Here is a 20,398-nt window from a genome sequence, read left to right as displayed (position 1 = left end):
CATTCCCACGCAGAGCGTGGGAACGATCATGATCAGCGGAGCGCGGGAACGAGCACTCAGCTGTCTTCTTCTATGTCCAGCAACAGGTTTTCCAAGGCTTCGCGGTACGCCCCCGGTGCCTGCCACAAGCCACGTTGCTGGGCTTCGAGCATGCGCTCGGTCATGTCGCGCAGGGCATCGGGGTTGTGCTGTTGCACAAAGGCACGGGTGTCAGGGTCCAACAGGTAGGCATCGGCGAGCAAGGCGTATTGGTGATCGTCAATCAGCGCGGTGGTAGCGTCGAAGGCGAACAGGTTGTCCACAGTCGCGGCCATTTCAAACGCGCCTTTATAGCCATGGCGCTTCACGCCTTCGATCCACTTGGGGTTGGCCGCACGGGAACGGATCACCCGGTTGAGCTCTTCCTTCAAGGTGCGGATTTTCGGCACGTCCGGCTGGCTGTGGTCGCCATGGTAGCTGGCGGCCTTTTCGCCGCTCAGGGTTTCCACGGCGGCCAGCATGCCGCCCTGGAATTGGTAGTAGTCGTTGGAGTCGAGCAAGTCGTGCTCGCGATTGTCCTGGTTCTGCAACACCGCCTTCACCTGGCTCAAACGCTGGGCAAATTGCTCGCGGGCCGCAGTGCCTTCGTCAGCGCCACCATAGGCGTAACCACCCCAGTTCAGGTAGACCTCGGCCAAGTCCTCGCGGCTCTGCCACAAGCGCCCGTCAATCGCGCCCTGCACGCCCGCGCCATAGGCACCCGGTTTGGCGCCGAAAATGCGCCAGCCGGCCTGCTTGGCCGCGGCACCTTCATCCAGGCCCGCCTCAAGCAATGCTTGGCGTTCACTGCGTACTTTGGCGGCCAGCGGGTTCATGTCGTCGGGCTCATCCAGGGCGGCCACCGCCTGCACCGCCGCATCGAACAGGCGGATCAGGTTGGCAAACGCATCGCGGAAGAACCCGGATACGCGCAGGGTCACGTCCACCCGCGGACGGTCCAATAAGCTGATCGGCAGGATCTCGAAATCGTCCACCCGCTGGCTGCCGGTGGCCCATACCGGGCGCACGCCCATCAGCGCCATGGCTTGGGCGATATCGTCCCCGCCAGTGCGCATGGTCGCGGTGCCCCATACCGACAGGCCGAGCTGACGCAGGTGGTCACCGTGGTCTTGCAGGTGCCGCTCAAGAATCAGGTTGGCCGACTGGAATCCGAGACGCCAGGCCGTGGTGGTTGGCAGGTTGCGTACGTCCACGGTAAAGAAGTTACGCCCCGTAGGCAGCACATCCAGCCGACCGCGACTCGGCGCACCGCTGGGCCCTGCCGGGACAAAGCGCCCACTCAAGGCATCAAGCAAGCCGCGCATCTCCGCCGGCCCGCAGGCATCCAGGCGTGGCGCGACGACAATGCGCAGGCTTTCGATCACCGACTTCACCTCCTGCCAGCCGGGCTCTTCCAACTGTTCGATGGGGCCTTCCAATGCCTGCTCGATCAAGCGCGCCGCGTACAACTCCAGACGTTCACGGGTATCCCCGGCCGTACGCCACAGCTGATCGTCAATCTTCTGCAACACCAACGGGCGCCGCCCCGTCCAGGGCTCGGCCAGTGCACAATCGAGCGGATCAAACCCCAGGTCGAATGCCTTGGCCAACACACGCAGCAGACTCGACTGCGGGCCCCGGCCATCGCCACGGGGAATGCGCAACAGCGCCAGCAAGGTGTCGATACGCAAACGGCCCTCGGGCGACTCGCCAAAGATATGCAGGCCATCGCGGATCTGCGATTCCTTCAAGTCGCACAGGTAGGTATCCAGGCGCGGCAGCCACACCGCCGCGTCCGCCTCACTGCCCAGTTCAAGCTCCTGGTCGATACGGGTTTCGCGCACCAGCTTGAGGATGTCTTTTTGCAGCTCCAGCGCACGGCGCGGGTCGAGCAATTGCGCCTCGTAATATTCGTCGGCCAATAACTCAAGGTCACGCAGCGGGCCGTAGGTTTCGGCGCGGGTCAGCGGTGGCATCAGGTGGTCGATGATCACCGCCTGGGTGCGCCGCTTGGCCTGGGCGCCCTCACCCGGGTCGTTGACGATAAACGGGTAGACATTCGGCAGCGGCCCCAGCAATGCATCCGGCCAGCAGTGCTCCGACAGGCCCACGCCTTTGCCGGGCAGCCACTCCAGGTTGCCGTGCTTGCCCACATGGATCACGCCGTGGGCGCCGTAGGTGTGGCGTAGCCAGAAATAGAACGCCAAGTAGCCATGGGGCGGCACCAGGTCCGGGTCGTGGTACACCGCGCTGGCATCGACCTGGTAACCCCGGGCCGGCTGGATGCCGACGAAGGTCAGGCCCAGGCGCAGGCCGGCGATCATCATGCGGCCATCGCGGCACATCGGATCGTTTTGGGGGGCACCCCAACGCGCCAGCACGGCCTGGCGATTGGAGGCCGGCAAACGATCAAACATCGCCTGGTATTCCACAAGGCTCAGGCTTTGATGGCAGGGGCGCAGGTCGAGGCTGTCGAGATCGTTGGAGACGCCGCCGAGCAGTTCCTGGATCAGCGCGGTGCCGCTGTCGGGCAGCCGCTCCGCTACCGGGTAGCCCTCGGTTTGCAAGGCGCGCAGGATATTCAGCGCTGCCGCCGGGGTGTCCAGGCCCACGCCGTTACCGATGCGACCGTCGCGGGTCGGGTAGTTGGCGAGGATCAACGCAATCCTTTTCTGGGCATTGGGCACCCGCGCCAACTCGACCCAACGGCGTGCCAGCTCAGCGACAAAATCCATGCGTTCGGGCGCTGCGCGGTAGCACACCACGTCCGACTGGCTGCGCTCGCTGCGCCAGGCCAGGTCCTTGAAGCTGATCGGCCGGCTGATGATGCGCCCGTCCAACTCCGGCAAGGCAATGTGCATCGCCAGGTCGCGGGGCCCCAGGCCTTGTTCGCTGGCCTGCCAGCCGGGTTGGTTGTCCTGGGCGCAGATCGCCTGGATTACCGGGATATTGCGGCGAAACGGGCGCAAATGCGGCGCTTCCGGGCTCGATTGGGCAAAGCCGGTGGTGTTCAGAATTACCGCGGCTTGCACGTCATCCAACAGGTCCTCGACCACCGAGAGGCAGCCGGGTTCTTTCAAACTGGCCACCGCGACAGGCAACGGGTTGAGGCCCGCCGCCTGTAAGCGCTGGCAGAACACATCAATAAAACCGGTATTGGCAGCCTGTAAATGGGAGCGGTAGAACAGCACCGCAGCCACAGGCCAATCGGGCTGCCAATCGGCCTGCCAGTCATTGAGGCGGGCATTGGCGTTGTGCGGGTGATAGATCGCCGTGCGCGGCAGCGCTTGTGGCTCGGCCCAGGCACAGTCGCAGCCCAGGTGGACACTGGCCAGGCAGTGATAAAAATCCAGGGCATTGCCCAGGCCACCTTGGCGCAGGAAGTGCCACAGACGCTCGCGGTGTTCGGCAGCAACAGTGCTCAGGCCGCTGAGTTCCGGGTCCGGACGGTCGTCACCCGGCACCAGGATCAGGGTGACGCCACGTTCGGCCAACTCCACCAGGCGCTCGATGCCGTAGCGCCAATACCCGATACCGCCGTGCAATGACAGCAGGATGACCTTGGCGTGGCGCAATACCTCGTCGACGTACAGGTCAACCGAGGCATGGTTCTGCACCTGCATCGGGTTGGCCAGGCGCAGGCTGGGGTAATCCTCGGGCAATTGCTGGGCGGCTTCGGCGAGCAGCGCCAGGCTGGAATCGCCGCTGCACAGGATCACCAGTTCAGCGGGGGTCTGGCCAAGGTCGGCAATATTGTCGTCCGCGACGAAACCACCGGGTTGGGTCCTGAGCAGGTGCATGGTTAAACGCTGAGGGCAGCGCGCAATTGCGCTTCGAGGCCAGCGGCGTCCAGTTCCTGGCCGATCAGCACCAGGCGCGTGGTGCGTGCTTCGTCAGCGCCCCAGGCACGGTCGAAGTGTTTGTCAAAGCGCGTGCCCACACCCTGGATCAGCAGGCGCATCGGTTTGTTGGGGATCGCGGCGAAACCTTTCACCCGCAGGATGCCGTGCTGCACCACCAATTGGGTCAGGGCGTCGAGCAGCAGCGCCTCATCGGCTTGGGGCAAGTCGATGGAGATGGAGTCAAAGGCATCGTGATCGTGGTCGTCTTCACCTTCGTGGTGATGGTCGTGATGGCTGTGACGCCCGTCGATATGTTCCTCGGAACCGGCGCCCAGGCCGATCAGCACGTCCAGGGGCAGACGACCGCTGCTGGCTTCGATGATCTTCACCGCCGGCGGCAGTTCTTCGGCCACTTCCAGGCGCACACGGGCCAGGTCTTCGGCGCTGATCAGGTCGGATTTGTTGAGGATCACCAGGTCGGCGCTGGCCAGTTGGTCGGCGAACAGCTCGTGCAACGGCGACTCGTGGTCCAGGTTGGGGTCAAGTTTGCGCTGGGCGTCGACCTGATCCGGGAAGGCGGCAAAGGTACCGGCGGCCACGGCTGGGCTGTCGACTACGGTGATCACCGCGTCAACGGTGCAGGCGCTGCGGATTTCCGGCCACTGGAAGGCTTGCACCAACGGCTTGGGCAGGGCCAGGCCCGAGGTTTCGATGAGGATATGGTCCAGGTCACCGCGACGGGCGACCAGTTCGCGCATCACCGGAAAGAACTCTTCCTGCACGGTGCAGCACAGGCAACCGTTGGCCAGCTCGTAGACGCGGCCATTGGCCTCTTCTTCGGTGCAACCGATAGAACACTGCTTGAGGATTTCACCGTCGATGCCCAGCTCGCCGAACTCGTTGACGATCACCGCAATGCGACGGCCCTGGGCGTTGTCGAGCATATGGCGCAACAACGTGGTTTTGCCCGAGCCAAGGAAGCCGGTAACGATGGTGACGGGGAGTTTGGCCAGTGTTTTCATCGGATGCCCTTTGGGGCGGGCATACGGGACGACAGGCCCTGCGGCAGCGCGCAGCAGCGGATTTCGTCACCGGATCACCCCGCCCGGTTGAATTGGAAAATCGGTTGCGAGGCAGGTCTCCTGGCTTGGGGTGTGCAGGTCTTGCGACCAATGCTGACTGCGCCTTCCCGCCCTATCGGCAGTGGCGTGGCAGTCAACTGAACCCTTCACAGTTGCGGGGGCAGCCGCGGCTTGAACCGCGTTCCCTTCTTAGCTTCGGCCTGGGCCGAAGAACCTCGAAGGTGCAAGGCTACAGTGGCTTGCAGCATTTGACTACCGTCCCGGCCCATGCTCTCCTACACGCCTTGTTTCGGGTGCCCTTCACAGGGTGAAACGGGAAACCGGTGCGTCATAGACCTATGACCAGTCCGGTGCTGCCCCCGCAACGGTAAGCGAGCGAAGCGTCACGGCCACTGTGCTTTTGCATGGGAAGGCGATGCTTTCAGGAGGACTCTTTCAAGAGCCGCCCCTCGCAAGCCCGGAGACCGGCCCGAAAAATTCAGATAACAAACCCGCGGTGGGCGGGCGCTGTTCAGAACCCTGCGTGCCTGGCGCGTGGGGTTTTCATGCGCTCGTTTCACCCTGACACCTGAAAGGGACGCGCCATGTCGATCATCAGCAGCACTTCGCACACCGCTACTAGCACCGCCACCCTCAGCCAACGCCTGACCGCCGCCATCGGTGCGTCGATACTCGGCGCGTGTTTGGTGTATTTCGCCGGGTTCTCGCATATCGAGGCGGTGCACAACGCCGCCCACGATACCCGCCACAGCGCCGCGTTCCCGTGCCATTGAGAGCTGCCGACATGATCAAGCGTATTGCGCAAACCGCAGGGTTCACTGGGCTTTTGGCTGCCTTGCTGCTGACCCTGCTGCAAAGTTTCTGGGTGGCACCGCTGATCCTGCAGGCGGAAAGCTTTGAAAAAGCCCCGCCAGCCGCTGAAGTGGTGCACGAGCACGCCGCTGGCGCTGCTGCCCACAGCCACGATGCCCAAGCCTGGGAGCCGGAAGATGGCTGGCAGCGTGTGTTGTCCACCACTGGAGGCAACCTGGTGGTGGCCGTAGGCTTTGCACTGATGCTCGCCGGCCTCTACACGCTGCGTGCGCCGACCCGCACCGCGCAAGGCCTGCTCTGGGGCCTGGCCGGCTACGCGACCTTTGTACTGGCACCCACCCTGGGCCTGCCACCGGAACTGCCGGGCACTGCGGCGGCTGACCTGACGCTACGCCAGACCTGGTGGATCGGTACCGCAGCCTCCACCGCCGCCGGCCTGGCGCTGATCGTGTTCGGCCGCAACTGGCTGTTGAAAGGCCTTGGGCTGGCGATCCTTGCCGTACCCCACGTCATCGGCGCTCCGCAACCTGAGGTACATTCGATGCTGGCCCCGGAGGCGCTCGAAGCGCAGTTCAAGATCGCCGCGCAATTGACCAACGTCGCCTTCTGGCTGGCCCTGGGCCTGATCAGCGCCTGGTTGTTCCGCCGCAACCGCGACGACCAATACTCGGCATGATGCTGGTTGTCGGTTTGGGCTGCCAGCGTGGCTGTGAGGTTCACAGCCTGCTGGCGTTGCTGGACGGAGCCCTGGCCGCGGCAGGCATTGATCGCTCACGCATAACTGCGCTGGCAAGCATTGATCGCAAGCGCGATGAACCTGGGCTGCTGGCGCTGGCCCAGCGGTTGAACCTGCCCTTGCAGTGCTTCAGCGCCGAGCGACTGGCGGACTATGAGCATCGGCTAAGTCATCGCTCAACGCTGGCGTTTGCCCATACCGGCTGTTATGGGGTGGCCGAAAGCGCCGCCCTGGCCCTGGCCGAGCACCTGTCCAATCGCCATGCGCGCCTGCTGATCACCCGCCAGAAAAGCGCACAGGCCACCCTTGCATTGGCCTGCGCGGGCTAAAATCCCGATAATTGCCGCTTTTGAGCATGAGCCGTGTTCATGCTCACCCGTTTCTGAACAGGACTTCTCCATGACCGTCTACTTTATCGGCGCCGGCCCCGGCGACCCGGAATTGATCACCGTCAAGGGCCAGCGGCTGATCCGCAGTTGCCCGGTGATCATCTACGCCGGCTCGCTGGTGCCCGCCGCCGTACTGGAAGGTCATCAGGCGCTTCAGGTGGTCAACAGTGCCGAGCTGCACCTGGAACAGATCATGGAGTTGATCAAGACGGCCCATGCCAAAGGCCAGGATGTGGCGCGGGTGCACTCCGGCGATCCCAGCCTGTATGGGGCGATTGGTGAACAAATACGCCATTTGCGTGAGCTGGGCATCCCTTTCCAGATCATTCCAGGGGTCACGGCGGTCGCGGCGTGCGCGGCCTTGCTGGAGACCGAACTGACCCTGCCGGACATCGCCCAAAGCGTGATCCTGACCCGTTACGCCGATAAAACCAGCATGCCCCCCGGTGAAGACTTCGACAGCCTGGCGCGACATGGCACCACGATGGCGATTCATCTGGGGGTCAATCATCTGCAGAAGATCGTTGCTGAACTGTTGCCGCACTATGGCGCAGACTGCCCGATTGCCGTGGTACACCGTGCCACCTGGCCGGATCAGGATTGGGTGGTCGGTACGCTGAGTGACATTGCCCAGAAAGTCGCGGCGAAGGGGTTTCGGCGGACAGCGTTGATTGTGGTGGGCTGGGTGTTGTCCAGTGACAGTTTCAGCGAGTCGTCGCTGTACCGCGCAGGGCATGCGCACCTCTACCGCCCCTGAAGCAATGCGAACAACAATGTGGGAGCTGGCTTGCCTGCGATGGCGGTGTAACAGTCAGCGGGTCGGATGACTGACACACCGCCATCGCAGGCAAGCCAGCTCCCACACTTGATCTGCTTTGTCAGATATATCTTGCAACTCTCTGAATTTAAATAATAAAAAACGGCGCTCACGGGGCGCCGTTTTTTATGTTCGCAGTGAACACCTTGCTCAGTAGTAGGCGTTTTCTTTCTGCGTGTGGTCGGTCACGTCACGTACGCCCTTGAGCTCCGGGATGCGTTCGAGCAGGGTGCGCTCGATACCTTCGCGCAGGGTTACGTCCGCCTGGCCGCAGCCTTGACAGCCGCCGCCGAACTTCAGTACGGCAATACCGTCATCCACCACGTCGATCAGGCTCACCTGGCCGCCATGACTGGCCAGCCCCGGGTTGATCTCGGTTTGCAGGTAATAGTTGATGCGCTCATTGACCGGGCTGTCGGCGTTGACGTTCGGCACCTTGGCGTTGGGGGCCTTGATGGTCAACTGGCCGCCCATACGGTCGGTGGCGTAGTCGACCACGGCGTCGTCCAGGAAGGCTTCGCTGAAGGCGTCGATATACGCGGTGAAGCTTTTGAGCCCCAGGGCAGTGTCTTCAGGCTTTTCTTCGCCGGGCTTGCAGTAGGCAATGCAAGTCTCGGCGTACTGGGTGCCGGGCTGGGTGATAAAGACGCGGATGCCGATACCCGGGGTGTTCTGCTTGGACAGCAGGTCAGCCAGGTAATCGTGGGCGGCGTCGGTAATGGTTATGGCAGTCATGGAAACTCCTCACAGGCTTGCCCGCAGTTTACGCCAAATTATTACGCAGGTACAAAGTCCTAGTATTTTTGTCGGGAAAGACTTGTCTCTGTTGACCTGACGCATCGTGACACCTGGCCATTTCTGCAAAAACCTGTGCCTACCTATATAGCCCCCCCGCAAAACCCGGCTCAATAGAGTGAATCCTCTTCGACTACGGATTGTGAGGATTGAATGAATAACGCGTTGCAGAGTTTCTATTTCAAGGGTTTGCCGGAACAGCAAGCGCATCTGGACCATCTGATTGATTTCGTGACGGCACAAAGCTCGCTGACGGCATCCGCCGCCGAGGTGTACTACTCCCCGCCGCACAACAGCGAACTGCATCGCGAATGCAAGGAAGCCTTTCGTGTCTTGGCAAAGCTGGAAGCCGATGAAGACTTTCAGCAGTTCCTGCGGGAAAAGCCCGAACCAGATGCTTCCATTCTCGGCCGGGACTTTCTTTACGACCTGCTCTCCACCATGCTCAGCAGCGTGCGCGCACCGATACCCGACCCTGCCGAGACGTTCAGCATCGCCGACCATTCGGTGATCCTGCGCCATATACCCACCTATTGGTACATCGACGCCGACGTGTTGCTGGATATCAACCGGCGTGTGGGTAACGGCCTTAAAAGTGATGGCTCGGTGCGGTTTGACCTGGCGCTCAAGTATTACTCGATCATCCCGGCACAGCCCAAAACCCGCGAACAGTGGAAAGCGGTTCTCGCTGGCTTGCAGGAACACCACACTCTGAGAAAACTCGGACACGAAGGCGACCTCAGCGATTTGCAGCACTTGCTGGATGCGCCTGCCGACCAGAAAATCAAAGAGGTTATCCGCCAGATCGAAACACAAACACGTCAATCGCTGTTCCGTCATGTATTGCCCGAAACATTTACCGCCTCACAACAGGACATGCTCACCACCACCCCCACCGTGCTGCTTGAGCAATTGCTCAATAGCCCCGATAACCTGGCGCTGGGCGAACGGATCGCCAAGGCCTTGGACTGGTATGGCAGCCAACAGGACGAAATCTGCCCAGACCCGGTACGGGTGAAATTACTGTGGCGCGCGCTGTGGCTGACGATCATCCCCAACCCCGACTCGCCGGTGGATAACGAATTGAAGTTATTCATCTCGCCGGGGGCATCTTATAGGACGATCCGCCAACACCTGATCAGCCGCTATCACCACGACTTGTCGATCAGCACTGACGCAGCGCTATTGGCCGTGTGCGTGATCAAGGCCAATGTCGCCAGTGAAGTGTGGGTGGCCGATATTCCCGATGACCTGCCCTACGCTGCAACCAGTACCTGGGTCAATTTCAGAAGCGGCTTTCTGCTGGCCGAAACGATTGCACCTGGTTCATCGCGCCACATGAGTTTCGAACAATTGCTCAACCTGGCGGCGGAACACTTTCGCGCCAGTGGCGATGACATCAAACAACAGGCACTGGTCGCAGCGGCCAAATTGGCCCCCACCGTGCAATGGGCACAGGCCAACGGCCTGATCGCCAACCGATCGTCGGGCCACTCCCGCGACGAGCTCACCCAGGCCGTCACTGCACTGGAGCAGCATGAATATGAGATGTTCAACGCGGTTCAGAACCTCAAACTCAAGCTGCCCAGCCGTTGGCGCTTTGCCTCGGACACGGAGTACGACAAAGCCTTTCACGAAGCCCTCCAGGTGCCGAGAAACGCCTATAAGACCTTAATCCAATCACTGCTTGCCCACCTGGGCAGCGCGACTCTGAATGTGGATCAGGACGAGATCACCGTGTATTCATTAAGAGAAGCCCTGAAAAAGGTGCCCATCGAATATGAAACCAAAGCCAAGACCGATGCCATTCGTTACCGGACAGGTTTTATCCTACGCATCGTCAAGCCCCGCTCGCCCTTCCATGCCATTTACATCGAGGTATTCCCCTTCGCCGGTCTGCTGCGTCGACGTAAAGACCTGCAAAGCCTACCGCTGAACGGCAAAGTGGTAGAGCTACGCGACGCCATGAGCTGGTGCAAATACCGATTGGCCACCGACGTGCCATTTGATCGCGAGGCCTACCGCGAGAACAAAGCGCCCAGACCAGGCAAAAAAGCCGAGTTGATCGTTGAACAAGTCGGCGAGACACTGCCTGCCATCGACGCAGGGCCGCGTATCCAATCGTTCGCGCCCAACACGCTGTATGCGCCGCGCAGTGAAACCCTGGCGAGCATGATTGCCCGCGAGCTGTTTTTCTGCGACGAACAGGCCCTGCTGGAAAAAACCCGTAAAGCCACACGGGAAGTAGACATCCCCGCTGAGGTACTCGAAGACTTGGCGTTCTGGGGCAAGATATTTGTGCCGTTCTGGGGCGGCATCGACGACATCGCTTCCGGCGATCCTCAGCGCATCAAATCCGGCGTCGCCAGCCTGTTCATCGACATCGTGGCTTTCGCGCTGCCGGTGGGGCGGTATGTGGCTGGCTCGACTCGCTTGCTCATCCAGGCGGGTAAAACCGGGCTACGCCTGGCATTGCCTAAACTGGCGAAACTGACCGGAAAACTGGTGATCGCCACACTCCAGGAACTCAACCCCCTGGCCGCCCTACCAAGCCTGCTCAGGCTCGCGCGCTTTGGTTTGCTCAAGCTGGGCCACAAACTGATGCGCCATGCACAACGGGGTATCGCCCAACTGCGAGATGGGGCGATCGCCGCAAGGCATATGCGCTCGGTCGACCCTGACAGCTGGAAGCCGCTGCAGGCGGGCGATCAACTGTTTACCGTGGACGGCTTCGCCAATGTCCCAATGCGCAACGTCGGCAGCCTCGAGGCGCCGGATTATCGCTTGATCGATACCGCGTCCAACCAAGCCTTCGGGCCGCGTTTTAGAGAACCGATCACGGTCATCAGCAACAGCAGCCCGTTGATCCGTCAGTACGCGGTTGACCCAGAGTTGATCAGAGGCCTCAAGCCCGACGCGCGCGGTATCTTCTCCCGGGCGGACTACAACCAGAAGTTCATCTGTAATGTCGATGACAAGGGCAAAATCGCGGTGTACCAGATCCGCGACAACTCCTATGGGTTCATTCAGGAGGCCGCCACGAGCGCCGACAACAGCTTTTCTATCGTGCTGGTCAATCCGAGGACCAACCGGGATTTGTCGATCACGCTGTCGTCGGTGGAACCCGGTCATTGGTATTCAGGCCCGATCAAGCTCACGGGCGGCGCGCCGGATGCGCCAAGCGTTGTAACGCCCTCAGTGCTGTTGAAATGGACCGAAGCCAGTGAAGACGCCCTGAAAAAAACCATGGACAAGTTCGTCAGCACTTACAACCTGGACCCCAGCGCCTTTCGGCAGTTCGTCAACAGCCGCAACACCCTGACACCTCGGGGGCTAAAGATGCTAGACCGCGCGGGAACCGCCCGCACCAGCGTCACTTACGAGCATATGGAGCACTGGAGCAAGGCGTCCCAGCGCGAGCGCAACAACCTCACCCTTGAGGGCTTCGCCGCCGACCATAACCTGGACCCGGTGGCCCTTGCCGAGCATGTAAACCTTGATGGCACCTATAGAGCGGCAGGCAAGGTACTGGCCAAATACGCCAGGGGTGAACAATTCGACGACCTGAAACCCGAACACCTGCAAGAGTGGAACAAGCACTACAACGCCCCCAATTCAAGGGTGTCCATGCACGCATTTGTCGAGCAGAACAACCTCAATCCGGTTATCTGGAGCAACTACGTCAATGACAATGGCAGCATGACCCGCGCCGGTAGAGAAAGGTGGCTGTTCGGACAAAGAAGCCCGCTGGACGAGCCTGTGGCCAGGAAGCGGCCTGCGCCGCCCACCGCAAGCAGCTCAAAACGTCCGCGCCTGGAGGACGACACCGCAACCACGCGGCGCCGATCCACTTCAATCACCGCGTCTTTTGATCATAAAATCAACAATAATGCGCCAATTCTGCAAGACCCCAACGACGTCAGGCGCAGCTTGACCCTTGAACTTGAAGGTCCGTTGCAAAACATAGAGATCACCGACGCCAACCAGTTTTTTGACGAGTTCACAGGGCTGCAACACGTCGAAGTCAAAGAGGCTGCAACCAAGAGTATCCGCGACTGGATCTCTAAAGAAGGCAACCATCATCGCAAACTCGATCGACTGCTGGAGGTCAGGAAACTGGCCGAGGGCCCGGAGCGTGGCCTGTCGGTGGTGGCCCGAACCGATATAAAACGTTTTGATGTCATTGGGCCGTACACCGGCAAGGTGCACTTGAATCAAGCCTCGCTCAATACCGAGATACTGGAAAAAGGTGAAGCGGCCGTCGGCACGTACTTATTCCAAACCCACACTCATGGCGCGACTATCAGCGGCCACGGTAACAGCAATACGCTGAGCCTGATCAATGCGGTCAAGGTGCCCAACCTGCCCGACGTTGGCATCGAAAATGTCGGCGCCCTGTACGTAGGCAAATACATGGTGTTTATAGTCGCTTGGCGGGACATCCCTGCCGGGACCGAGTTGCTGATGGACTATGGGAAAGCCTACTGGAAGTACGTGAGGCCCTGAGCCGCCAAACAGCAGTCCTAATGCTTTTGCCTTATGGGTAACGCATCATCAATGCCAAACCAATGTTTGAGCCTGCGATGCGTAGCCTGCTCCAACACTTGATAACTGGCCAAGGCGCCCAGCGCAATGACGGCGATGCAAACCGGTATCATTGCGTAGGGGTCTATTGCCCTGTGTTCGATGGCCCAGCGCCCAGCACACAGCACCAGTACGTGAAGCAGATAGACCGAGTAGGAGCAGTCCCCCAGCAGTTTTATCAAGCGCGAACCATGGAAGTAAGGCTCCAGCGCCACACAACTGATCACTAACACGGCGCTGGGCACTCCCCATTCCAATACTCGGGGTACATCCGCGCCGTGGTAAATCGCTGCCAATGCCGCGACGACACCCAGCAACGCCAGCCAAGGCCTGGCTCGGCACAGACCGCGGCGGTAAAGTATGCCGATTGCCATGCCCATGAGAAATTCCAGAGCAATGTCATTACGGTAAAACCCATCGGCCAAGTCAAAGGCGGGGCCAATGACGTAGCACAGCAGATACAGCAGTACCGCCACCACCCAGAGCCTATAGGCTTCACGCACCAGCAGCGCAACAGCAAACAGGCAGTAGAACAGCATCTCGAAATTCAGTGTCCAGCCCACATCCAGCAGTGGATACACGCCGTAGCCCGCCGGGTTTTGCGCGGGAATAAAGAGCATCGACAGGAGCGCATGACCCAGTTCTAGCTGAACGTCTGGAAACATCCAGGGCATGACCGTGACCAGCACAGCCAAAAGCACGGTATAGAACCAGTACGCCGGAGCAATCCTGGCCACGCGCATCAGCATGAAGCGCCAGGGCGTGAGCGCTTTATCGGCGCTCGCGAGGAAAATCACCAAGCCACTGATGACGAAGAATACGTCCACCCCGGCGCCGCCCTTTTCGACCAACAGGTCCTCGAAGGCGTTGTGGGCCTCGAAGTTGAAAAACAGCTGCATGACATGGTGACCCACCACCACCCATGCAGCCAACGCGCGCAACAACTGCACTGAAATCAGCATCGGCCTACCCCTTTCCAATCTGTAGGTAAATATCCGACTGCTTCAGCCCCACATGGAGAAATGACCGGATCAATGCACTTCGTTATAGGTTCTCATAGCGGTTCATGTCCAATACACCCTCTTCCACCGGCGTGGTTTCGCGGATGTACTGCGACAAGTCGTGGAAATACTGCCAGAACAACGGATGGCTGCGCCGCACACCCCAGCGGTCGACGATTTTCTCGAAGCTCTTGGCGTCCTTGGCCTGCTCCATCAGCGCGACAAACTCAGGCACTTGCCGGGCCGGTATATTGAACATGAAGTTCGGGTAGCTGCTGAGCACGCCAGGGTAAATGGTCACAGTGTCCAGGCCCGGCTGATAGCGATACGCCTCTCCCAGCAGGAACGCCACGTTACTGTGGGCACGGTTGCGCAGCAGGCTGTAGACCTCGCGCTTGCCACTGGCAGTTTCGATGCGCAGCATCGTGGCTTCGGGCAATTGCTCGATCACCTTGAGCCCCGCGGCCGGCCGCGAGGTCAGGCGGCTCAGCGCTTGTTCGGCATCCTGCAAGGCCGGGTCGATGCCGTCGCGGGAGCAGAACGCGCCGCTGCAGCGGTTGATCGGGTCGGGGCTGGCGTTCAAATGGCCGTAGCGGGTCAGCAACTGGTTGGCGAAGTCACGCTTGGGGTCTTTTTCGCTCAGGTGCAAACCACTGGCCTTGTCATCGTCAATCGCTTCGTAGTCCAGCCACAGCTTGAGCTTGCCGCTGTTCTGGTACCAGTCGTCCATGAAGTCTTCGCGGGTGTCGGCGGGCATCAGGCGCAGGAAGTTCTGCTCGGCACCGTTGCGGATCAGGTCGAAATACAGGCGGGTCTGGGCCTGGTGCGAGACGTTGCCAAACACATCGAAATTCACCGCCAACTGGTAATAGGTGCGTTCCAGCAGTGGGTAGTCGAACAGCCACATCGTCTGCGGAACCTCGCCAATCAGGCCCTTGGTCACCGAGGCGCTGTCGAAATGGCGGAAAATGCTCAACAAGGCATTGTCATTGCCCGCCCACAATGTCGACCAGCTCGGCGCCGGCAGGTCTGCATAGTTGTCACGGCGCAAGGCTTCGTACTGGTTGCGCTTGTCGCGATAGGCCAGCCACAGGCTCAGCACACTGCCCACATCGTCATTCTGCCCGGGCATGGCCAGCAACGGCGTGGCCTGGCCGCGATAACGCGCATCGGTGACGTACAGATCGTGGTCGGGGTCCTGGAACAGCGTCCAGAAGTTATCGCGGATCACGTCCGTGGCGATCTGCCCACGGCACACCGGCCCGCGAATGAAGGTACGCACGAAGTACTCAGCGTTATCGAGCATGAATTGGTAGCGCGCTTTAGCCGGGATGGCTTCGAATGTCGCGAACGGGTTGGCGCGGCTGCCGGGGCCGTAGCCTGGCAAGGCCGTGACTTGCCAGTCGCCGGCGTAGAACAATGCCTTGATCCGCGCCATCTTCGCCGCGCTGAAGGGGTAAGTGATGTGGGTTTTATGCACGATCACGCCCTGCACCGGCCACAGGCGGTAGTACACCTGGGTGCCGGGGTCGTCGTTGGGGCGGCGGGTGGCGATCAGGTCAATCGGCTGGCCACTGGGCGTACGCGAACGCACCCACTGGAAGTAATGCCCCGGCTCGCCGCTCTCGAAATAGATATGCGCCAGGAACAAATGCTCGAACAGCCAGCGCGCCACCAGGCTTTCCCGGGCGCCCGGCTGGTTGAACAGGTTTTCCCACTGTTGCACTTGCAACGCTTCCCTGGCGCTCGGCGCCAGGCCCTGCTCGTCAATCGGCGCGCCGGAGGCCAGCCAGCGTTGCAAAGTCTGGTACTGCTGATCGGTCAGGCCGGTGACCGCCAGCGGCATGCCTTCCTTGGGGTGAGCGCCGGCATAGGCATTGAACTCGCCGGGCGTTGCGCACATATTTTCGCGGTTGAGCCCCAGCACAATGTTGTCGGGCAGCTTGGCATTGGGCGCCAGCGGCGCGTTGTGCCCCAGCTCCAGCATGCGCGCCATCAGCGCAGCCTGGCTGCCCTGGGCGTCCAGCACCGAATAGAAGCCCTTCTGCTGCCACGCCTGCTTACCGAATGCGTCATAAAACAACCGCGTAGTTGGCGTGGCCTGGCTGCGCTCGCCGTCATACACCGGCATTTTGCTTGCCCCGCGTGCGGCGCCCTCGGCGCTCCCGAGGTTGAGCTGGCAGGCGGAGTCGTAGCAGGCGTGGCAGGCCACGCATTTCTCGGTGAAGATCGGTTGGATATCGCGGGTATAGGAAATCGCCGAAGCGGGACCCTCTGCCTGCGCAGTACTGGCTATCAAGGCCAGGACGGCGCTGACGATCAAACGAAGTGACATGTATCGGGTCCCGATTCAAGGCGTGCGGTCTGTGAAATGGCGGTGATTCTACCGGGCCATGACCGCCAGCAACATGAGCGATATTCATGCACAACCCGGACATGCTCCAAATCGGCACAGGTTTGCTATGATTCACGCCCTCCGTAATGCCTGACCAGAGTAGTCCCATGCCCGATCGTAGCGCTCGCCTGCAAGCCCTTCACCAAGCCCTCAAGGAACGTATCCTGATCCTGGACGGTGGCATGGGCACGATGATCCAGAGCTATAAGCTCGAGGAGCAGGACTACCGTGGCAAACGCTTCGCCGATTGGCCAAGCGACGTCAAGGGCAACAACGACCTGCTGGTGCTGACCCGCCCGGACGTGATCGGCGGCATTGAAAAAGCCTACCTGGACGCCGGCGCCGACATTCTTGAAACCAACACCTTCAACGCCACGCGTATCTCCATGGCCGACTACGGCATGGAAGAACTGGCCTATGAACTGAACGTGGAAGGCGCACGCCTGGCGCGCAAGGTGGCCGACGCCAAAACCCACGAGAACCCGGCCAAGCCGCGTTTTGTCGCCGGTGTACTGGGCCCGACCAGCCGTACCTGCTCGCTGTCGCCGGATGTGAACAACCCCGGCTACCGCAACGTGACCTTCGATGAGCTGGTGGAAAACTACACCGAAGCCACCAAGGGCCTGATCGAAGGCGGCGCCGACCTGATCCTGATCGAAACCATCTTCGACACCCTTAACGCCAAGGCCGCGATTTTCGCCGTGCAAGGGGTGTTCGAGGAACTGGGCGTGGAACTGCCGATCATGATCTCCGGCACCATCACCGACGCGTCCGGCCGTACCCTGTCGGGCCAGACCACCGAAGCGTTCTGGAACTCCGTGGCGCACGCCAAGCCGATCTCGGTCGGTTTGAACTGTGCCCTGGGGGCCAGCGAGCTGCGCCCCTACCTGGAAGAGTTGTCGAACAAGGCCAACACCCACGTTTCGGCGCACCCCAACGCCGGTCTGCCCAACGAATTCGGCGAGTACGACGAACTGCCGTCAGAAACCGCCAAGGTCATCGAAGAATTCGCCCAAAGCGGCTTCCTGAACATCGTCGGCGGTTGCTGCGGCACCACGCCTGGGCATATCGAAGCCATCGCCAAGGCTGTGGCCGGTTACGCGCCGCGCTCGATCCCGGATATTCCCAAGGCTTGCCGCCTGTCGGGCCTGGAGCCTTTCACCATCGACCGCAGTTCGTTGTTCGTCAACGTCGGCGAACGTACCAACATCACGGGCTCGGCCAAGTTCGCCCGCCTGATCCGCGAAGACAACTACACCGAAGCCCTGGAAGTCGCCCTGCAGCAGGTGGAAGCCGGCGCCCAGGTGATCGACATCAACATGGACGAAGGCATGTTGGATTCGAAGAAGGCCATGGTGACCTTCCTCAATCTGATCGCCGGCGAGCCGGACATCTCCCGCGTACCGATCATGATCGACTCCTCCAAGTGGGAAGTGATCGAAGCGGGCCTCAAGTGCATCCAGGGCAAGGGCATCGTCAACTCCATCAGCATGAAGGAAGGCGTGGAGCAGTTCATTCATCACGCCAAGCTGTGCAAGCGCTACGGCGCAGCGGTGGTGGTGATGGCGTTCGACGAAGCCGGCCAGGCCGACACCGAAGCGCGCAAGAAAGAAATCTGCAAACGCTCCTACGACATCCTGGTCAATGAAGTGGGCTTCCCGCCGGAAGACATCATCTTCGACCCGAACATCTTCGCGGTCGCCACCGGTATCGAAGAGCACAACAACTATGCAGTCGATTTCATCAACGCCTGTGCCTATATCCGCGACGAACTACCGTATGCGCTGACCTCCGGTGGCGTGTCCAACGTGTCGTTCTCGTTCCGCGGCAACAACCCGGTGCGCGAAGCGATCCACTCGGTGTTCCTGCTGCATGCGATCCGTGCGGGCCTGACCATGGGTATCGTCAACGCTGGCCAGTTGGAGATCTACGACCAGATCCCCGCCGAGCTGCGCGACGCCGTCGAAGACGTGGTACTCAACCGCACACCCGAAGGCACCGACGCCCTGCTCGCCATTGCCGACAAGTACAAGGGCGACGGCAGCGTCAAGGAAGCCGAGACCGAGGAATGGCGTGGCTGGGAGGTGAACAAGCGCCTGGAACATGCGCTGGTCAAGGGCATCACCACGCACATCGTCGAAGACACCGAAGAGTCGCGCCTGTCGTTCGCACGCCCGATCGAAGTGATCGAAGGCCCGCTGATGTCGGGCATGAACATCGTTGGCGATCTGTTTGGCGCCGGCAAGATGTTCCTGCCCCAGGTGGTGAAATCCGCCCGGGTGATGAAGCAGGCGGTGGCGCACTTGATTCCGTTCATCGAGCTGGAAAAAGGCGACAAACCCGAAGCCAAGGGCAAGATCCTGATGGCCACGGTCAAGGGCGACGTGCATGACATCGGCAAGAACATTGTCGGCGTGGTGCTCGGTTGCAACGGCTATGACATCGTCGACCTGGGCGTGATGGTGCCAGCGGAAAAAATCCTGCAGGTAGCCAAGGAGCAGAAATGCGACATCATTGGCCTGTCCGGTCTGATCACCCCGTCCCTGGATGAAATGGTGCACGTGGCCCGCGAAATGCAGCGCCAGGATTTCCACCTGCCACTGATGATCGGTGGCGCCACCACCTCCAAGGCGCATACGGCGGTGAAGATCGAGCCCAAGTACAGCAACGACGCGGTGATCTACGTCACCGACGCCTCCCGCGCCGTGGGCGTGGCCACCCAGTTGCTGTCCAAGGAATTGAAGGCCGGTTTCGTCGAGAAGACCCGCCTGGAATACATCGACGTACGTGAGCGCACCTCCAACCGCAGTGCGCGCACCGAGCGCCTGAGCTACCCGGCGGCAATCGCCAAGAAGCCGCAGTTCGACTGGAGCAGCTACACCCCGGTGGTGCCAACCTTTACCGGCGCCAGGGTACTGGACAATATCGACCTCAACGTCCTGGCCGAGTACATCGACTGGACGCCGTTCTTCATCTCCTGGGACCTGGCCGGCAAGTTCCCGCGCATCCTCACCGATGAGGTGGTAGGTGAAGCGGCTACCGCGCTGTATGCCGATGCCCGGGAAATGCTCAAGAAGTTGATCGACGAGAAACTCATCAGCGCCCGTGCGGTGTTCGGTTTCTGGCCGACCAACCAAGTGCAGGATGACGACCTGGAAGTCTACGGCGACGACGGCCAGCCTATTGCCAGGCTGCACCACCTGCGCCAGCAGATCATCAAGACCGACGGCAAACCGAACTTCTCCCTCGCCGACTTCGTCGCCCCCAAGGACAGCGGCGTGACCGATTACATCGGTGGGTTCATCACCACCGCCGGCATCGGTGCCGAGGAAGTGGCCAAGGCTTACCAGGACGCGGGCGATGACTACAACTCGATCATGGTCAAGGCCCTCGCCGACCGCCTGGCCGAAGCCTGCGCCGAATGGCTGCACCAGCAAGTGCGTAAAGAACACTGGGGCTACGCCAAGGACGAGCAACTGGACAACGAGGCGCTGATCAAGGAGCAATACAGCGGCATCCGCCCTGCCCCCGGCTACCCGGCGTGCCCGGATCACACCGAAAAAGCCCAGCTGTTCCAACTGCTCGACCCCGAAGCCCGCGAAATGCACGCTGGTCGCAGCGGCGTGTTCCTCACCGAGCACTACGCAATGTTCCCGGCGGCAGCGGTCAGCGGCTGGTATTTTGCCCACCCACAGGCGCAGTACTTCGCCGTGGGCAAGGTCGACAAGGATCAGGTCACCAGCTACACGGCACGCAAAGGCCAGGACCTGAGCGTGACGGAGCGTTGGCTGGCGCCGAATCTGGGCTACGACAACTGAGGTAACGCTGCTACTGGCTGCGGTAACCGTTTACCGCACCTACGATGACTCAATGCGATTTCCTGTGTCGGACCGATTCTCGGTCCGCTGAACCGGCAGCTCAGCACA

General features: G+C 60.9%; 11 protein-coding genes and 2 riboswitches. Of the genes, 6 read left to right on the top strand and 5 right to left on the bottom strand.

Annotated elements, in window-relative coordinates:
• Window positions 1-56: 56 nt before the first annotated feature.
• Together cobN and cobW are read right to left on the bottom strand one after the other, a co-directional pair.
• Window positions 57-3,818 carry a cobaltochelatase subunit CobN gene (gene cobN / locus OC445_RS14310; RefSeq protein WP_220382795.1) on the bottom strand — a complete coding sequence of 1,254 codons (3,762 nt, stop codon included), beginning with the start codon at window positions 3,816-3,818 and terminating at the stop codon, window positions 57-59.
• Window positions 3,819-3,820: 2 nt separating this feature from the next.
• Window positions 3,821-4,882 carry a cobalamin biosynthesis protein CobW gene (cobW, locus tag OC445_RS14305; RefSeq protein ID WP_054920821.1) on the bottom strand — a complete coding sequence of 354 codons (1,062 nt, stop codon included), beginning with the start codon at window positions 4,880-4,882 and terminating at the stop codon, window positions 3,821-3,823.
• A 92-nt stretch (window positions 4,883-4,974) separates the two neighbouring features.
• A riboswitch (cobalamin riboswitch) is annotated at window positions 4,975-5,175 on the bottom strand.
• Between the two features lie 41 nt (window positions 5,176-5,216).
• A riboswitch (cobalamin riboswitch) is annotated at window positions 5,217-5,430 on the top strand.
• Between the two features lie 96 nt (window positions 5,431-5,526).
• Between cobW and OC445_RS14300 the strand changes: the two genes are divergently transcribed.
• The 4 genes from OC445_RS14300 to cobM all read left to right on the top strand — a co-directional run bounded on the left by OC445_RS14300 (window position 5,527) and on the right by cobM (window position 7,637).
• Window positions 5,527-5,715 (top strand): CbtB-domain containing protein, encoded by a 189-nt coding sequence (locus tag OC445_RS14300; protein WP_003190735.1) that lies wholly within the window; start codon window positions 5,527-5,529, stop codon window positions 5,713-5,715.
• A gap of 11 nt (window positions 5,716-5,726) precedes the next feature.
• On the top strand, window positions 5,727-6,431 hold the full coding sequence (locus OC445_RS14295; protein ID WP_198791216.1) for a CbtA family protein: 705 nt from the start codon (window positions 5,727-5,729) through the stop codon (window positions 6,429-6,431).
• On the top strand, window positions 6,428-6,820 hold the full coding sequence (locus OC445_RS14290) for a cobalamin biosynthesis protein (protein ID WP_198791217.1): 393 nt from the start codon (window positions 6,428-6,430) through the stop codon (window positions 6,818-6,820). The genes OC445_RS14295 and OC445_RS14290 overlap by 4 nt, the downstream gene beginning before the upstream one ends.
• Window positions 6,821-6,890: 70 nt before the next feature.
• Complete coding sequence (gene cobM / locus OC445_RS14285; RefSeq protein WP_198791218.1) at window positions 6,891-7,637, top strand: precorrin-4 C(11)-methyltransferase; 747 nt, start codon at window positions 6,891-6,893, stop codon at window positions 7,635-7,637.
• Window positions 7,638-7,847: 210 nt separating this feature from the next.
• Here cobM and nfuA read toward each other — a convergent pair whose 3' ends face one another.
• Window positions 7,848-8,432 carry a Fe-S biogenesis protein NfuA gene (nfuA, locus tag OC445_RS14280; RefSeq protein WP_003190728.1) on the bottom strand — a complete coding sequence of 195 codons (585 nt, stop codon included), beginning with the start codon at window positions 8,430-8,432 and terminating at the stop codon, window positions 7,848-7,850.
• A gap of 3,306 nt (window positions 8,433-11,738) precedes the next feature.
• Here nfuA and OC445_RS27130 point away from each other — a divergent pair.
• Complete coding sequence (locus OC445_RS27130) at window positions 11,739-12,998, top strand: SET domain-containing protein (RefSeq protein WP_371264144.1); 1,260 nt, start codon at window positions 11,739-11,741, stop codon at window positions 12,996-12,998.
• A gap of 17 nt (window positions 12,999-13,015) precedes the next feature.
• Here the strand turns inward: OC445_RS27130 and OC445_RS14270 are convergent, their stop codons facing one another.
• Together OC445_RS14270 and OC445_RS14265 are read right to left on the bottom strand one after the other, a co-directional pair.
• On the bottom strand, window positions 13,016-14,038 hold the full coding sequence (locus tag OC445_RS14270; RefSeq protein ID WP_054897511.1) for an acyltransferase family protein: 1,023 nt from the start codon (window positions 14,036-14,038) through the stop codon (window positions 13,016-13,018).
• Window positions 14,039-14,120: 82 nt separating this feature from the next.
• Window positions 14,121-16,412 (bottom strand): fatty acid cis/trans isomerase, encoded by a 2,292-nt coding sequence (locus OC445_RS14265; protein WP_262020193.1) that lies wholly within the window; start codon window positions 16,410-16,412, stop codon window positions 14,121-14,123.
• 167 nt (window positions 16,413-16,579) lie between these two features.
• On the opposite strand from OC445_RS14265, the gene metH reads away from it, so the two are divergent.
• Window positions 16,580-20,290 (top strand): methionine synthase, encoded by a 3,711-nt coding sequence (gene metH / locus OC445_RS14260; protein ID WP_072448416.1) that lies wholly within the window; start codon window positions 16,580-16,582, stop codon window positions 20,288-20,290.
• Window positions 20,291-20,398 lie beyond the last annotated feature (108 nt).

The organism is Pseudomonas sp. Pse35, assembly GCF_024519715.1.
GTDB lineage: Bacteria > Pseudomonadota > Gammaproteobacteria > Pseudomonadales > Pseudomonadaceae > Aquipseudomonas > Aquipseudomonas paracarnis.
The sequence above is the reverse complement of the archived record's forward strand: the minus strand, read 5'-3'. Positions and strand labels throughout refer to the sequence as shown.

What these genes read in the sequence shown, in the direction of transcription:
- OC445_RS14270 (WP_054897511.1), bottom strand. Translation starts at nt 14,038, where the DNA reads ATGCTGATTTCAGTGCAGTTGTTGCGCGCGTTGGCTGCATGGGTGGTG.
- OC445_RS14265 (WP_262020193.1), bottom strand. Translation starts at nt 16,412, where the DNA reads ATGTCACTTCGTTTGATCGTCAGCGCCGTCCTGGCCTTGATAGCCAGT.
- cobM (WP_198791218.1), top strand. Translation starts at nt 6,891, where the DNA reads ATGACCGTCTACTTTATCGGCGCCGGCCCCGGCGACCCGGAATTGATC.
- cobN (WP_220382795.1), bottom strand. Translation starts at nt 3,818, where the DNA reads ATGCACCTGCTCAGGACCCAACCCGGTGGTTTCGTCGCGGACGACAAT.
- nfuA (WP_003190728.1), bottom strand. Translation starts at nt 8,432, where the DNA reads ATGACTGCCATAACCATTACCGACGCCGCCCACGATTACCTGGCTGAC.
- OC445_RS14300 (WP_003190735.1), top strand. Translation starts at nt 5,527, where the DNA reads ATGTCGATCATCAGCAGCACTTCGCACACCGCTACTAGCACCGCCACC.
- OC445_RS27130 (WP_371264144.1), top strand. Translation starts at nt 11,739, where the DNA reads ATGGACAAGTTCGTCAGCACTTACAACCTGGACCCCAGCGCCTTTCGG.
- OC445_RS14295 (WP_198791216.1), top strand. Translation starts at nt 5,727, where the DNA reads ATGATCAAGCGTATTGCGCAAACCGCAGGGTTCACTGGGCTTTTGGCT.
- cobW (WP_054920821.1), bottom strand. Translation starts at nt 4,882, where the DNA reads ATGAAAACACTGGCCAAACTCCCCGTCACCATCGTTACCGGCTTCCTT.
- metH (WP_072448416.1), top strand. Translation starts at nt 16,580, where the DNA reads ATGCCCGATCGTAGCGCTCGCCTGCAAGCCCTTCACCAAGCCCTCAAG.
- OC445_RS14290 (WP_198791217.1), top strand. Translation starts at nt 6,428, where the DNA reads ATGATGCTGGTTGTCGGTTTGGGCTGCCAGCGTGGCTGTGAGGTTCAC.